Raw genomic sequence first — 13,348 nt, forward strand, 5'->3', positions numbered from 1 at the left:
TCCTGGGTGCGTCGTGCGGCGAGCCGTCCGGTGGACCGCGGAGCCGCCGATGCGGACGTCAGACTCGCCGTGTGGTGACCGTCTGTCAACTAATGACCGGAGGTTTAATTGGATTACAAAAGTCCAATTAGGTAGAGTACGAGTGTGCGACTGACCAAGAGCACCGACATCGCGCTGCGCATCGCCATGCGCCTGGCCGTGACCGGCGACGACAGCCCGACCACCCGCGAGGTGGCCGAGGCGGTCGGCGTGCCGTACACCCATGCCGCCAAGGTGGTCAGCAGACTGCAGCACATGGGCGTCGTCGAGGCCCGCCGGGGCCGCGGCGGCGGACTCACCCTCACCACCGCCGGACGGACGGGATCCGTCGGCCGGCTGGTGCGCGAGCTGGAAGGCGCGGGCGACGTCGTCGGCTGCGAGGACGATCCACCATGTCCGCTGCGCGCGGCGTGCCGGCTGCGCGGAGCCCTGCGCGACGCGCAGGAGGCATTCTTCGCCGCGCTGGACCCGATCACCGTGGAGGACCTGACCGGCCCGCCGACGGGCCCGGTGCTGCTGAGCCTGGGCACCCGTACACAGGACTGAAATCCCCGAAACACCGAGGTCCTGAGGCCCTGAAGTCCTTTCGAGGTCTTCGCGCGACCAAAAATACGCATCCAAGATACCAATTAAGGGTCGAGAGATCCGTTCAAGAGATCCAGGAGCGCCGATGCTGTCCACCAGGTCGACCGAGATCGTCCGCGCCACCCTCCCCGCCGTCGGCGGCGCGATCGGCGAGATCGCCCCGCTCTTCTACGAGAAGCTCTTCACCGCCCACCCCGGGCTCCTGCGCGACCTGTTCAACCGCGGCAACCAGGCGAGCGGCACCCAGCAGCAGGCCCTCGCCGGTGCCATAGCCGCCTTCGCGACGGCCCTGGTCGAGCACCCGGAGACCCGGCCCGACGCGATGCTCGCGCGCATCGCCCACAAGCACGTGTCGCTGGGCATCGGCCCCGATCAGTACCCGGTGGTCCGCCACCACCTCTTCGAGGCCATCGCGGAGGTGCTCGGCGATGCCGTCACCGAGGAGGTCGCGGCGGCCTGGGACGAGGTCTACTGGCTAATGGCCAACGCCCTGATCGCCCTGGAGGCGCGCCTGTACGAGCAGGCCGGAACCGCTGCCGGGGACGCCTTCCGCCCGTACCGCGTCACCGGGCGTCTCGCGGAGACAGCGGAGGTGACCACGTACCTCGTCCAGCCGCTGGACGGCAGCCCGCTGCCCGCCTCCCGGCCCGGCCAGTACGTCTCCGTGCAGGTTCAACTCCCCGACGGGGCGCGGCAGATCCGCCAGTACAGCCTCTCCGGCCGGCCCGACGACGCCCTGCAGTTCTCCGTCAAGCGCGTGACCGGCGAACCGGACGGCGAGGTCTCCCACCACCTGCACGACCGCGTGGCCGTCGGCGACACCCTGATGGTCAGCGCGCCGGCCGGCGACGTCGCCCTCACCGACGGTGATGCGCCCGTCCTGCTGGCCTCGGCCGGCATCGGCTGCACCCCCATGACCGGGATGCTCTCCCACCTGGCCGCGACCGGCTCGCGGCGCCGCGTCATCTCCGTCCACGCCGACCGCAGCGAGGCCACCCACGCCTTCCGCACCGACCTGCTGCAGCTCACGGAGAAGCTGCCGGACGCGGTCGCGCACGTCTGGTACGAGGAGCCGGAGGGCGCCTGGCCCGCCGACCGCACCGGCTACGCCGACCTCTCCCGCATCGACATCCCCGCGGGCACCACGGCGTACCTCTGCGGACCCCTGCCGTTCCTCCGCTCGGTCCGCACGCAGCTCCTCGACGCGGGGGTCGCCGCGGCCGACATCCACTACGAGGTCTTCGGCCCGGACCTGTGGCTGGGGCAGGAGGGCTGACACGGGACGGGGTGGAACGGACTGCGCCGATTGGCGCAGGACGGCTTGCGCGGCGACCATGTCACACACCGGTGCGCACCCCGCACCGGCATCCCGAATCGTTCGCACGTTCGAGTGATGGGCGGTTGTCGAACCCGCAAGAGGGCAGCTTCCCCGCACTCACGTCCGAGGAGGGCTCCCATGCGACGTTCACCCGCCCGCGCACTCTCCCGCCCCTTTATCGCCCTGCCGACAGCACTAGCACTGGGCGCGCTCCTGGCCGGACCGGCGGCGCCCGCCGCCGGGGCCGGCAGGACCACGACCGAGACCACCGTGGTGATCGAGGGCTTCGAATTCGTCCCGGCGTCGGTCACCATCCACGCCGGCGACTCCGTCCGCTGGGTCAACAAGGACAACGACGAACACACCACGACGTCCGACGAGCCGGGCTGGGACTCGGGCCTCATCGTCCCCGGCGGCGACTTCACCCAGGTCTTCACGACCCCGGGGACCTTCTCCTACCACTGCGACCTCCACTCGACGCTGACGGGCAAGGTCATCGTCGAGTAGCCGCCGCGGCCGTCACGGATGGATCTGCCCGGCGCCCGGCAGCAGGGTGCCGGGCTCCGCCGGGGCGACCTCCACCGCCTCCGTCTTGAGGCTGCGCCGCTGCCGCTTCGCGACCCAGGTCGCCAGCCAGGAGAGGAGCATGCACATCCCGATGTAGATCGGGGAGATGATCATGACGACGGGGATGAACGGCAGCCCGTAGTCCAGGTTGCTGGCGATCAGCTTGCCGGCGTGCAGGAACTCCTCGTAGGTGATCAGGAAGCCGAGCGAGGTGTCCTTGAGCGCCACCACGAGCTGGCTGATGATCGCCGGCAGCATGGCGCGGAGCGCCTGCGGCACGAGCACGTGGCTCATCGCCTGCGTCTTGCGCATCCCGAGCGCGTACGCCGCTTCCCGCTGACCGCGGTCGACGGAGTTCACCCCGCTGCGGAAGACCTCCGCGAGCACCGAGCCGTTGTAGAGGGTGAGCCCGGTGACGAGGGCCGGCAGCGGCTGCACCTTGAGGGCGACGAAGACGAAGAAGATCATGACCAGGACCGGCATCGCCCGGAAGAACTCCACGAAGAGCGTGGCGGTCCAGCGCAGGATCCGGTGGTCGGAGAGCCGGCCCGCGGCGAGCAGCCCGCCGAGGGCGAGGGAGAGCACGGCGGCGTAGGCGAAGGCCTTGAGCGTGTTACCGAGGCCGCGCAGCAGCATCTCCTGGATGCCCTCGTACACGAACGGCCGCCACTTCTCGGCGGTGAACTGGTGGGTGTCGAAGAGCAGGTAGAGCACCCAGGCGACGATCCCCAGGATGACGACGGTGGCGGCGAGGCCGTAGACGAGGTGGCGCCGCCGGGCCCGGGGCCCCGGGATGTCGTAGAGCGCGGTGTCGGTCATCGGGGCACTCCCCAGCGCTTTTCGAGCACGTTGAAGATCGCGCTGATGGACAGGGTCACGATCAGATAGCCGACGGCGATCCAGACGAAGGTCCAGACGATGCTGTAGCCGAGCTCGTTCAGCGGCTTGTACGTGCCGAGGAGCTCGGTCACGCTGAAGGACCCGGCGATCGCGGAGTTCTTGGCGAGCGCGATCAGGGTGGAGCCGACCGGCGGGATGACGGAGCGGAAGGCCTGCGGCAGCACGACGAGGCTCAGGGTCTGCCCGAAGGTCATGCCCAGGCTGCGGGCCGCCTCGCCCTGCCCCGCCGGCACGGTGTTGATGCCCGAGCGCAGGGCCTCGCAGATGAACGCCGAGGTGTAGCAGCCCAGGGCGAGGACGGCGAACAGCTGGAAGGGCAGCACGATGCCGAACCGCGGCAGGCCGAGCAGCACCGCGAAGAACAGCAGCGTGAGCGGGGTGTTGCGCAGCACCGTCACCCACACCGTGCCGAAGACCCGCAGGGAGCCGACGGGGGCGACGCGGAAGGAAGCCATCACGAAGCCCAGGGCGAGGGCGAGCAGCGAGGCGTAGACGGTGAGTTCGACCGTGCCGAGCAGCCCCTTGCCGTAGAGGGCCCAGTTGTCGGTGAGCACGTTCATCGCGGGGCTCCTCAGCTCGCCGGGTAGCGGTCGACGGCGGGCGGCTTCGGGGCCGGCACGCCGGAGAGGCCGAGCGTCGCGTCGTACGCCTTCTTCCAGTCGCCGTTCTTCTCGTGCTCCTCGACGGCGTCGTCCAGGGCGAAGCGGAGGGCGTTGTCGCCACGGGGCACGCCGATGCCGTAGGGCTCCTTCGAGAAGGGCTTGCCGGCGATCTTCAGCTCGTCGGGGGCCTTGGCGGCGAAGCCCATGAGGATGGTGTCGTCGGTGGTCACGGCGTCGACCTGGAGGCTGAGGAGGTTGTCCACGCAGACCGAGTAGGTGTCGTAGGCGACCGGGATCGCCTTGGGGTACTCCCGCTCGATGCGCTGCAGCGGGGTGGAGCCGGCGGCCGAGCAGACCCGTTTGCCGGCCAGGTCCCGGGGGCCGTTGATGTCCTTCTCGTCGGTGCGGACGAGCAGCGACTGCCCGGCGATGTAGTAGGGCCCGGCGAAGCCGACCTGCTTCTTGCGCAGGGCGTTGATGGTGTACGTGCCGACGTAGTAGTCGATCTGGCCGTTCTGGAGGGCGGTTTCGCGGTTCGCGGAGGCGATCGTGCGGAAGTGGATGGTCTTGGGGTCGAAGCCCAGGGAGGCGGACATCATGCGGGCGATCTCGATGTCGTAGCCGGAGTAGACGCCGGTGGCGGGGTCCTTCTCGCCCATGTAGGGCTGGTCCTCCTTGGCACCGACGACGAGGTGGCCGCGGGCCTTCGCGGCCCGCCAGGTGGGCGAGCCGGCCAGCTCGAAGCCCTTGTCGACCTGGTAGACGGGCAGCGCCTCGGGCTTGGGCCCCTTGACGGGCGGGCTGCCGGACTTGCCGCAGGCCGCCAGCGCGGCGAGCACGGCGAGGGCCAGGCAGGCCGGGACGGCGGTGTGACGCCACCTGGCGCGGGCCCGCGGACGCCGCGTCCCGCGATCCGTCCCGCGATCCGCCGCGCGGGCGGCGGCGCGGCCCTGCCGGAGACCGGGCCGGTCCGGTTCCCCGCGCCCGTTCAGGTGCCGGTTCCCATGCCGGTTCATGTGCGCAGCACTCTCCGCTCAGTGCTTGAGGATCTTGGAGAGGAAGTCCTTGGCGCGCTCGCTCCGCGGCGCGGTGAAGAACTCCTCGGGGGCTCGGTCCTCGACGATGCGGCCATCGGCCATGAAGACGACGCGGTTCGCGGCGGAGCGGGCGAAGCCCATCTCGTGGGTGACGACGACCATCGTCATGCCGTCCCGCGCGAGCTGCTGCATGACCTCCAGCACCTCGTTGATCATCTCCGGGTCGCGTGCGCGAGCAGGCCGACGCGCTCCAGCAGCTCGCGCGAGCGCCGGTCCGCGTCCTCCCTGGACCGCTTGCGGACCTTGAGCGGAGCCAGGGAGACGTTGGCGAGGACGGTCTTGTGGGCGAAGAGGTTGAAGGACTGGAAGACCATCCCGACCTCGGCCCGCAGCTTGGCGAGCTCGCGCCCCTCGTCGGGCAGCGGGTGCCCGTCGAGGAGGATCGTGCCGGACTCGACGGGCTCCAGGCGGTTGATGGCGCGGCACAGGGTGGACTTCCCGGAGCCGGAGGGGCCGATGACGACGACCACCTCGCCGCGGCCGACGGTGAGGTTGATGTCCTTCAGGACGTGCAGCTTGCCGTAATGCTTGTTGACATCACGCATTTCGATCAGGGGATCGACGGCCATACCCAGTCCCGCCCACTCTCCGCGCTCTTCCGGTCCTCGCTCGCCATCCGGGCAAACTATTCCCCTCTATAGGGGACTTCAGCCATGACACGCATTCATATGGGCATTCGTGCCACATTGCCCGCCATTTGCCCTAGGTACACAGACCGGGCCTGGGTACCTAGCCTGAGGGGCACGGACCGGGGGAACTCGGGGGAAAATCTCGGGGGAAAGGAGCCGGGGGTGGGCGACAGCAGGCCCGTCTACCAGCGCATCGCGGACGATCTGCGCCGGCGGATCGACGAGGGCGGGCTCGCCGTGGGCGAGCGCATCCCCTCCCGCTCCGAGCTCAAGCGCACCTACGCGGCCAGCGACCAGACCGTGGACCGGGCGGTGCGCGTACTGAAGGCCGCCGGCTACGCGGAAGGCCAGTTCGGCCGCGGCGTGTTCGTCACCGACCGGGCGCCGCTCGGCAGCCTGCTCCGGTCCACCGGAGCCGTGGACACCCCCTTCGCCGCCCAGATCCGCGGATACGGGCCGCCCTGCCCGCGCCAGGGCGAGCAGTCCGGCCGGCAGCCCCGGCCCGACGGCGGCACGGGCCGCAACACCACTCTTACGTGGGAAGCCTCGTCCACCGAAACCGCCGCCCCGGAGCGGATCGCCCAGCGGCTGCACATCGGCGCGGGCACGCGCGTGCTCTGCACGCAGTACGAATACCTGGCCAACCGGCACCCCGTGCAGCTCGCCACGAGCTGGGAGCCGCTCGCCATCACCGAGGGCACGGACGTCGTCCTGCCCGAGCGCGGGCCCTACGCCCGGCGCGGGGTGCGCGGGCGGCTCGCGGCCATCGGGATCCGCGTCGTGCGGGCCCGGGAGCTGGTCGGCTCCCGGCCCGCGAGCACGCCGGAGGCCGAGGCGCTGGGCTGCGCCGCGGGCAGCTGCGTCACGGTCATCGAGCGCACGCACTTCGACGGCGACGGCCGCGCCGTGGAGACCTCCGACATCGTCGTCCGCGCCGACCGCTGGCGGGTGGAGTACGACATCGCGTTCACCAGCTGAGCGGCCCGGGCGTCAGCTCTCGGCGAGCTCCGCGTACAGCTGCGACAGCTCCGGCGCGCCGTCGGCCGCCCAGGCCTGCCCCGCCTCGACCACGTCGACCTCGCGGCCGTTGGCGAGCCGCACCACCGGCTGACCGTCGGAGCGGATCCACCACCCCGCGTCGCGGACCGTACGGATGACGACCGTGCCCAGGTAGAGGCCCGCGTCGTTGCCGAGCCAGGGCAGCAGTTCCGGGTCGTCGCGCCAGCGCGGCTGCAGCTGGTCCAAGGCCTCCAGGGAGGCGGGCGAGTCGTCGAGCACCACTCCTGCGGACTGCGCGTGCGCGCGCAGCAGTTCGCACTCGGACAGCAGCTCCGCAAGCCCTTCCGGGTCCCGGTCGACCGCGCTCGACGGCGCCGCCCCGTGCCCCGGGGCGTGTCGCTTTCGCCAACTGTCCAAGAAGGGAATGTTCATACCAACAGGATCGCACTCGCACGGATGGCCCCACCACAGGCACGCGGCGCCCGCGTGACCGGACAGCCTCCTTTACGTTACGCATACGTCTTCTTATCTTCATGCAGCCACGTATCGAGCGGGGAACCGAGGGAGGCATGAGACACATGCTCCGGACAGAGAAACCGGGCGGGAGACGGCACAGACCGTGGACGGCGGCGCGGGCGGCGGCCCGGGCCGCCGCGGTGGGGATCGCCGGCGCCGCGTGCGCCGTCGCTGCCGCAAACACCCCGGCGCTCGCCGCCGGCGGACAACCCGACGCACCGTCCGGCAGAGAGCCGCTCCCCCTGGAGCGGCTCTTCGACAGCAGGGCGGTCAGCGACGACGCCCGCCCCGGCGCGGCCGACTTCGACGGAGCGGGCAACTCCCTCTCCGCCCAGGACCTCGCGGCCGCCGGCTGGGCGCCCGGCCGCGACCTCGCCTTCGACGGCGCCCGGCTGCACTGGCCCCGCCCGGCCGCCGGCAGGCCCGACAACGTCCGCGCCGCGGGGCAGGCCGTCCGGCTCGGCGGCCGCGGCGAAGCCCTCACCTTCCTCGTCGCCGCGACGGCGAAGGGCGCACCCGGCGGCGACGCCACGGGTACGGGCACGGTGCGCTACCGCGACGGCTCGCGCAGCACGTACCGGCTGACGGCACCGGACTGGCGCCGCGGGCCCCTGACGACGAAGGCCGTCGGCCTGCCCCACCTCAACACGCCCGGCGGGCGGCGCGCCGAGACCACCCGGCTGTACGCGGTGTCCGTGCCGGTCGCGCCCGGCCGCGAGGTCGGCTCCGTGGTGCTGCCGCAGGACCCCGGGCCGGACAGCGACCTGCACGTGTTCTCCCTCGCGCTGCGCGGCGGCTCCCGCGGCTGGACCGGCACCTGGGCCGCGCCCACCTCCGGCTACGCGGCCGTCGGGCCGTGGACGGACCGCACGCTGCGGCTGGTCGTGCACAGCAGCACGGGCGGGCCCGCGACGCGGATCCGGCTGGAGAACACCTTCGCGCCCCGCCCGGTGCGCATCGGCCACGCCACGATCGCCCTGCAGGGCAAGGGCGCGGCCGCGGCCGGCGCACCCCGGGCCCTGGCCTTCGGCGGGCAGCCGGGCACGGTGATCCCCGCCGGCGCGCAGGCCTTCAGCGACCCGCTGGGCTTCCGGGTGCCCGCGGGCACCAATCTGCTCGTGAGCATCCACCTGCCCGGCAAGGTGGCGGCCGTGCCCGTGCACAGCTACACCAGCCAGGTCTCCTACCTGACCGGCGACGGCGGCGGCGACCGGACGGGCGAGCGCGGCGCGGGCGCGTACACCGGCACGCTCTCCACCTGGCCGCTGCTGACGGGCGTGGACGTGGAAGGCGGCCCGGGGTCCGTGGTGACGCTGGGCGACTCCATCACCGACGGCGAGCGGTCGACGCCCGGCGCCAACGGCCGCTGGCCCGACCTGCTGGCGCGGCGGCTGCAGGCCCAGCACTCCCTGCCGCAGTTCGGGATCCTCAACCACGGCATCTCCGGCAACCGCGTGGTGACCGACCGCTATCCGGGCGACGGCACCAGCACCATCATGAGCGGCGTCAGCGCGCAGCACCGCCTGGAGCGGGACGTGCTGGCGCAGACCTCGGCCCGTACGGTCATCGTCTTCGAGGGCGTCAACGACATCCGGGCCGGGACCTCGGCCGCGCAGGTCATCGCGGGCCTGGAGGCGATCGCCGAGCGCGCCCATGAGCGCGGGATGCGGGTCATCGCCGCGACCATCGCGCCCTGCGGCGGCTTCTACGACTGCACGGCGGACGCCGAGGCCCGGCGCGCCACCATCAACCGGCACATCCGGATGGGCGGCAGCACGGGGCGCGCCTACGACGCCGTGTTCGACTTCGACGCGGCGATCCGGGACCCGCAGCAGCCGGACCGGATGCTGCCGGCGTACGACGGCGGCGACCACCTGCACCCCAACGACGCGGGGATGAAGGCCTTCAGCGACGCGATCGACCTGCGTCGGCTGGTCTGACCGCGCCGCCCGTCGCTCCGGGGCGTCCGTCACTCCGGGGCGCCCCGGGCTCACACGTCCAGGTCGACGACGACCGGGGCGTGGTCCGAGGCGCCCTTGCCCTTGCGCTCCTCACGGTCCACGTACGCGTCCTGCTTCGCCTTCACGAACGGGGCGTTGCCGTAGACGAGGTCGATGCGCATGCCCCGGTTCTTGGGGAAGCACAGCTGGCGGTAGTCCCAGTACGTGTACGGGTGGTCGTACTTCAGCGGGCGCGGCACGACGTCGGACAGGCCGAGGTCGCGCAGGGCGCCGAGCGCCGCCCGCTCGGCCGGGGTGACGTGCGTCGCGCCCTCGAAGACGGCCGGGTCGTAGACGTCGTCGTCGGTCGGCGCGATGTTGTAGTCACCGAGGACCGCGAACGGGCGCTCGCCCTCCGCGTCCGCCGCGACGGCATCCCGCAGGGCCTCCAGCCAGCGGAGCTTGTACGCGTAGTGGTCGTGGCCGACCTCCCGGCCGTTGGGCACGTAGACCGACCAGACGCGGACGCCGCCGCACGTCGCCGAGATCGCGCGGGGCTCCTGCCCGCCGTCGTAGTCCGGCCCGCCCGGCAGGCCGCTCACCACATCCGCCAGGCCCACCCGGGAGATCACCGCCACGCCGTTCCACCTGCCGGTGGCGTTCACCGCGGCCTCGTAGCCCAGCTCGCGCAGCTCCGCGTACGGGAAGGCGTCGTCGGCGCACTTCGTCTCCTGTATGCAGAGCACGTCCGTGCCGCTGCTCTCCAGCCAGGCCAGCAGCCGCGGGAGACGGGCGGTGATCGAGTTCACGTTCCAGGTGGCGATGCGCATGCAGCAACCCTAACGGCCGGGTCTGACAATCCCGGCGTTCAGAGGGTGACGGCCTCCCCGGGCGCCAGCCGGGCGTGCTCCGCGCCGACCCGGGCCGGCGTCAGCATCCGGTCGTAGACCGGACGGGCGAGGTCGGTGAGCAGCGCGTCGTGGACGTCGATCGCCAGGCGCGGCGCGAGCTCCCGCACGTAGTCGATGACCTCCGAGATCTTGTTCCAGGGCGCCATGACCGGCAGCATCAGCGTGTCCACCGGCACGCCCGGCAGCGTCAGCGCGTCGCCCGGGTGGAAGACCGAACCGTCCACGAGATAGCCCACGTTCGTAATCCGCGGGATGTCCGGGTGGATCACGGCGTGCAACTGCCCGTGCACCTGCACGTCGAAGCCCGCCGCCGTGAACGTGTCCCCCTCCCCCACGATGTGCACCCGGCCCGGGAAGGCCGGGGCGATCTGCTCGGCCACGCTGCGCAGCGTCCACAGCTCCGCGGCCGGGTTCGCGTCGAGGGCCGCCCGCAGACGGTCCTCCGCGAAGTGGTCCGGGTGCTCGTGGGTCACGAGGATCGCGTCGGCGCCGACGGCCGCGTCCTCCTCGCTGAAGGCGCCCGGGTCGATGGCGAGCGTGCGGCCGTCCTTCTCCAGGAGGACGCACGCGTGGCTCTTCTTGGTCAGCTTCAGGTTCAGCTCCATGGCCCCATACTGCTACGCCCCCGGGCCCGCCTCCTCGGCGATGACACGCTGCGCGACGGCGAAGGCGGCGCCCGCGGCGGGCAGGCCGCAGTAGACCGCCGCGTGCAGCAGCGTCTCCTTGATCTCGTCCGGGCCGGCGCCGCTGCGGAGGGCCGCGCGGGTATACGGGGCGATGTCGTCGTAATGGCCGCGGGCCGTGAGGGCGGTCAGGGTGAGCAGGGCCCGCGTGCGGCGGTCCAGCCCGGGGCGGGCCCAGGTCTCGCCCCACGCGGAGCGGGCGACGAGGTCGTGGAAGTCGCCGGTGAACGCGTCCCGGTCCGCTTCGGCCCGGTCCGCGGCCTCGTCGCCGAGCACGTCGCGCCGGATGCGCTTGCCGCGGTCGAGCGCGTCGAAGCCGGCGTGACCGCCCCCCATTTCCGCGGGCGGCGGCCCGAAGCCGCCGAACGACCCGGCTGCGCCGGGCTCTGCCGCGGCCGGTTCCGCCGCCGGCAGCCCGGCGGCTCCGAAGCCGTGCGCTCCGGAGGCGGGCGGCGGCCCGGGAGTGATCCGCACCGTGTCCGGCACGCCGGGGCCGGAGGGGATCCGCGCGGCGTCCGGGGTTCCTGTACCGGGGGTGATCCGGACGGTGTCCGAGCCTCCGGCGCCGGGACCGGTGGTGCCGGCGGAACCGCCGGGCGCGGTTCCGAAGGCAGCGCCCCCGGCACTGCCCGGGCCGGGTGTGCCGGACCCCGGAGCAGCGGAGTCCGATGGGGCCGGGCCCGGGCTCGCGGGGCCGGGTGCGCCGGGTCCGTAGCCCGGGCCCCCGAACGCCTGCGGCCCCGCGGGGCCGGGCGCGCCGGGCGCGCCGGAGCCCGGGGCGAAGACACCGAAGCCGTCGCCGGTACGGCCGGTTGCCGGTCCGGTGACCGCGGGGCCGCCCGTCCCGGCAGAGCCGGATCCCGGGGCCCCGAAGCCGCCGCCGGACGCCGCGCCCGGGGTGCCGAAGCCGGCGCTGTCAGAGCCCGGGGCCGGGGTGCCGACCGGGCCGGGTATGCCGGAGCCGGGTGTCGTGGAGGAGACGGAGCCGGCGCCCGGGGCCGGTCCGGAGGCCGGCCCGCCGGTGCCGCCCGGCGGGGTACTGAAATCCAGTCCCGGCATGCCGGATCCCGGCGCCCCGAAGCCCGCGCCGGGCGCGCCGAAGCTGCCCCGGGCCGGACCGGCGGCGGCCGGGTGCGCGACACCGCCCGCCCCGGCAGCGGCTCCGGAGGAGGTCGCTCCGGGGCCGGCCGCGCCGGGCCCGTCGGCCCCGAAGCCCGCACCGGCAGCGCCCGGGCCGTCCGCCCCGGCAGGGGGCGTCGCACCCGGCGCCGCCGGACCGCTCCGGCTCCCGCCCTTCCCCTGGCCGGAGGCAGAGGCTCCGGGGAGCACCGACAGCCCCTGCTGCGTCGACAGCTGCCAGGCCGTCGTGAAGTGGCGGACCAGCAGGTCCGTCACCGCCGCCGGCTGTTCGACCGGGGTCAGGTGGGACGCGCCCGGGACGACGGCCAGCTTCGCGTCGTGGATGCCCGCGACGAGGACCCGTGCGTCCGCGGGCGGCGTGGTCGTGTCCTCGGCGCCGACGATGACCAGCGTCGGGACGCTGATCCGGGTCAGCTCGGCACGGACGTCGAACGCGGCGAGCGCGTCGCACGCGGCGACGTACGCGTACGTGTCGGTGGTGCCGACCATCTGGACGGCCCAGTCCACGATGGCCGGCTGGGCGCCGGAGAAGTTCGCGGTGAACCAGCGCTCGGGCGCGGAGCGGGCGACCGGGTCGAGGCCCTCCCGGCGGACGGTTTCGCCGCGCTGCCGCCAGGAGTCGGGCGTGCCGTAGCGGGGAGAGGCGGCGACGAGGGCGAGGGAGGCGAGCCGGTGCGGGTGGCGGAGGGCGATGTCGATGCCGACGGCGGCGCTGAGGGAGCAGCCGACGTAGCCGAAGCGGTCGACGCCGAGCGAGTCGAGGGTGGCGACGAGCCGGTCACCGAGGTCGTCGACGGCGGCGGCGGGCGCGGCGGGGGCGCCGCCGTGTCCGGGCAGGTCGAAGCGGACCACCCGCCAGTGCCGGGTCAGCTCGGGGATCTGGCGGTCCCACATGTGCCATGTGGTACCCAGCGCGGGCCCCAGGACCAGGACCGGGGCGTCTTCTGGCCCGTCAGAGCGGTATTGGAGGGTGTTCGCCGGTGTCTCACTCACCCGCCAGACCCTCTCATGTATCACGGCTGCCCCTATGACGGGGGCCCTAACAGTGCGGGTCTGACCAGGTGGAAGGCCTCCCGTGCAGCGTAGCGTTTGAGGCATCGGACGATTTCGCGTCGGGTCTTGCCCTCCTTGGTGCGGCGTTCGTAGTTGTCCTGGGTGCGTGGGTCGACGCGCAGGCGAGTGTGCACGCTCCGGTGCAGGGCGGCGTCGTCCTTGGCGAGTTTGTACATCCGGGCGATCTGCACCGGTCCGTCGCCTGACTTGGCGTGGGCGCGGGCCCGCCCGCTCAGCAGCGCCCGGGCCGCGTTCTGGGCGTCGAGTGGGGCCGAATAGCGCACGCATTCCTGCTCCAGTCTCACGTTGTGGCCGAACTCGCCTTCCACAAGGCTTTCGTGGAGATCGGCTTCTTCCGGTGTGAGCGCG

Annotated in this window: 13 protein-coding genes and 2 pseudogenes; 5 read left to right on the top strand and 10 right to left on the bottom strand. The window is 72.8% G+C overall.

Annotated elements, in window-relative coordinates:
* Positions 1–144: 144 nt before the first annotated feature.
* From IF61_RS0120130 to IF61_RS34375, 3 genes are all read left to right on the top strand, one after another.
* Positions 145–585 (top strand): RrF2 family transcriptional regulator, encoded by a 441-nt coding sequence (locus IF61_RS0120130; protein ID WP_030367851.1) that lies wholly within the window; start codon positions 145–147, stop codon positions 583–585.
* Between the two features lie 124 nt (positions 586–709).
* Positions 710–1,900, top strand: a complete 1,191-nt coding sequence (locus tag IF61_RS0120135) for a globin domain-containing protein (protein ID WP_030367852.1) — start codon at positions 710–712, stop codon at positions 1,898–1,900.
* Between the two features lie 180 nt (positions 1,901–2,080).
* The gene (locus IF61_RS34375) at positions 2,081–2,449 is read left to right on the top strand and encodes a cupredoxin domain-containing protein (protein ID WP_030367853.1); all 369 of its coding nucleotides are present in this window, start codon (positions 2,081–2,083) and stop codon (positions 2,447–2,449) included.
* Positions 2,450–2,461: 12 nt separating this feature from the next.
* Here the strand turns inward: IF61_RS34375 and IF61_RS0120145 are convergent, their stop codons facing one another.
* From IF61_RS0120145 to IF61_RS32475, 4 genes and pseudogenes are all read right to left on the bottom strand, one after another.
* Complete coding sequence (locus IF61_RS0120145; RefSeq protein ID WP_030367854.1) at positions 2,462–3,328, bottom strand: amino acid ABC transporter permease; 867 nt, start codon at positions 3,326–3,328, stop codon at positions 2,462–2,464.
* Positions 3,325–3,969: an amino acid ABC transporter permease gene (locus IF61_RS0120150; protein WP_030367855.1), complete on the bottom strand. Its 645-nt coding sequence runs from the start codon at positions 3,967–3,969 to the stop codon at positions 3,325–3,327. Before IF61_RS0120150 ends, IF61_RS0120145 begins: the two co-directional genes overlap by 4 nt.
* An 11-nt stretch (positions 3,970–3,980) precedes the next feature.
* Positions 3,981–5,027, bottom strand: a complete 1,047-nt coding sequence (locus IF61_RS0120155; RefSeq protein ID WP_078660352.1) for a glutamate ABC transporter substrate-binding protein — start codon at positions 5,025–5,027, stop codon at positions 3,981–3,983.
* 18 nt (positions 5,028–5,045) lie between these two features.
* A pseudogene (locus IF61_RS32475) lies at positions 5,046–5,677 on the bottom strand (amino acid ABC transporter ATP-binding protein).
* A 222-nt stretch (positions 5,678–5,899) separates the two neighbouring features.
* Here IF61_RS32475 and IF61_RS0120165 point away from each other — a divergent pair.
* Positions 5,900–6,715, top strand: a complete 816-nt coding sequence (locus IF61_RS0120165; RefSeq protein ID WP_030367857.1) for a GntR family transcriptional regulator — start codon at positions 5,900–5,902, stop codon at positions 6,713–6,715.
* Positions 6,716–6,727: 12 nt separating this feature from the next.
* Here IF61_RS0120165 and IF61_RS0120170 read toward each other — a convergent pair whose 3' ends face one another.
* The gene (locus tag IF61_RS0120170; protein ID WP_030367858.1) at positions 6,728–7,168 is read right to left on the bottom strand and encodes a DUF6278 family protein; all 441 of its coding nucleotides are present in this window, start codon (positions 7,166–7,168) and stop codon (positions 6,728–6,730) included.
* Between the two features lie 146 nt (positions 7,169–7,314).
* Here IF61_RS0120170 and IF61_RS0120175 point away from each other — a divergent pair, with 146 nt between their 5' ends.
* Positions 7,315–9,192 (top strand): SGNH/GDSL hydrolase family protein, encoded by a 1,878-nt coding sequence (locus IF61_RS0120175; RefSeq protein ID WP_030367859.1) that lies wholly within the window; start codon positions 7,315–7,317, stop codon positions 9,190–9,192.
* A 50-nt stretch (positions 9,193–9,242) separates the two neighbouring features.
* Here the strand turns inward: IF61_RS0120175 and IF61_RS0120180 are convergent, their stop codons facing one another.
* The 5 genes and pseudogenes from IF61_RS0120180 to IF61_RS35380 form a co-directional block, all read right to left on the bottom strand.
* Positions 9,243–10,022, bottom strand: a complete 780-nt coding sequence (locus IF61_RS0120180; RefSeq protein WP_030367860.1) for an exodeoxyribonuclease III — start codon at positions 10,020–10,022, stop codon at positions 9,243–9,245.
* Between the two features lie 38 nt (positions 10,023–10,060).
* On the bottom strand, positions 10,061–10,696 hold the full coding sequence (locus IF61_RS0120185) for an MBL fold metallo-hydrolase (RefSeq protein WP_030367861.1): 636 nt from the start codon (positions 10,694–10,696) through the stop codon (positions 10,061–10,063).
* 24 nt (positions 10,697–10,720) lie between these two features.
* Complete coding sequence (locus tag IF61_RS37735; RefSeq protein WP_397945310.1) at positions 10,721–11,845, bottom strand: carboxymuconolactone decarboxylase family protein; 1,125 nt, start codon at positions 11,843–11,845, stop codon at positions 10,721–10,723.
* 293 nt (positions 11,846–12,138) lie between these two features.
* Positions 12,139–12,919, bottom strand: a pseudogene (locus IF61_RS37595) (alpha/beta fold hydrolase); the annotation flags it as partial.
* Positions 12,920–12,951: 32 nt separating this feature from the next.
* On the bottom strand, positions 12,952–13,308 hold the full coding sequence (locus IF61_RS35380) for a hypothetical protein (RefSeq protein WP_107043075.1): 357 nt from the start codon (positions 13,306–13,308) through the stop codon (positions 12,952–12,954).
* Positions 13,309–13,348: the final 40 nt, after the last annotated feature.

The organism is Streptomyces roseoverticillatus, assembly GCF_000719265.1.
Lineage (GTDB): Bacteria > Actinomycetota > Actinomycetes > Streptomycetales > Streptomycetaceae > Streptomyces > Streptomyces roseoverticillatus.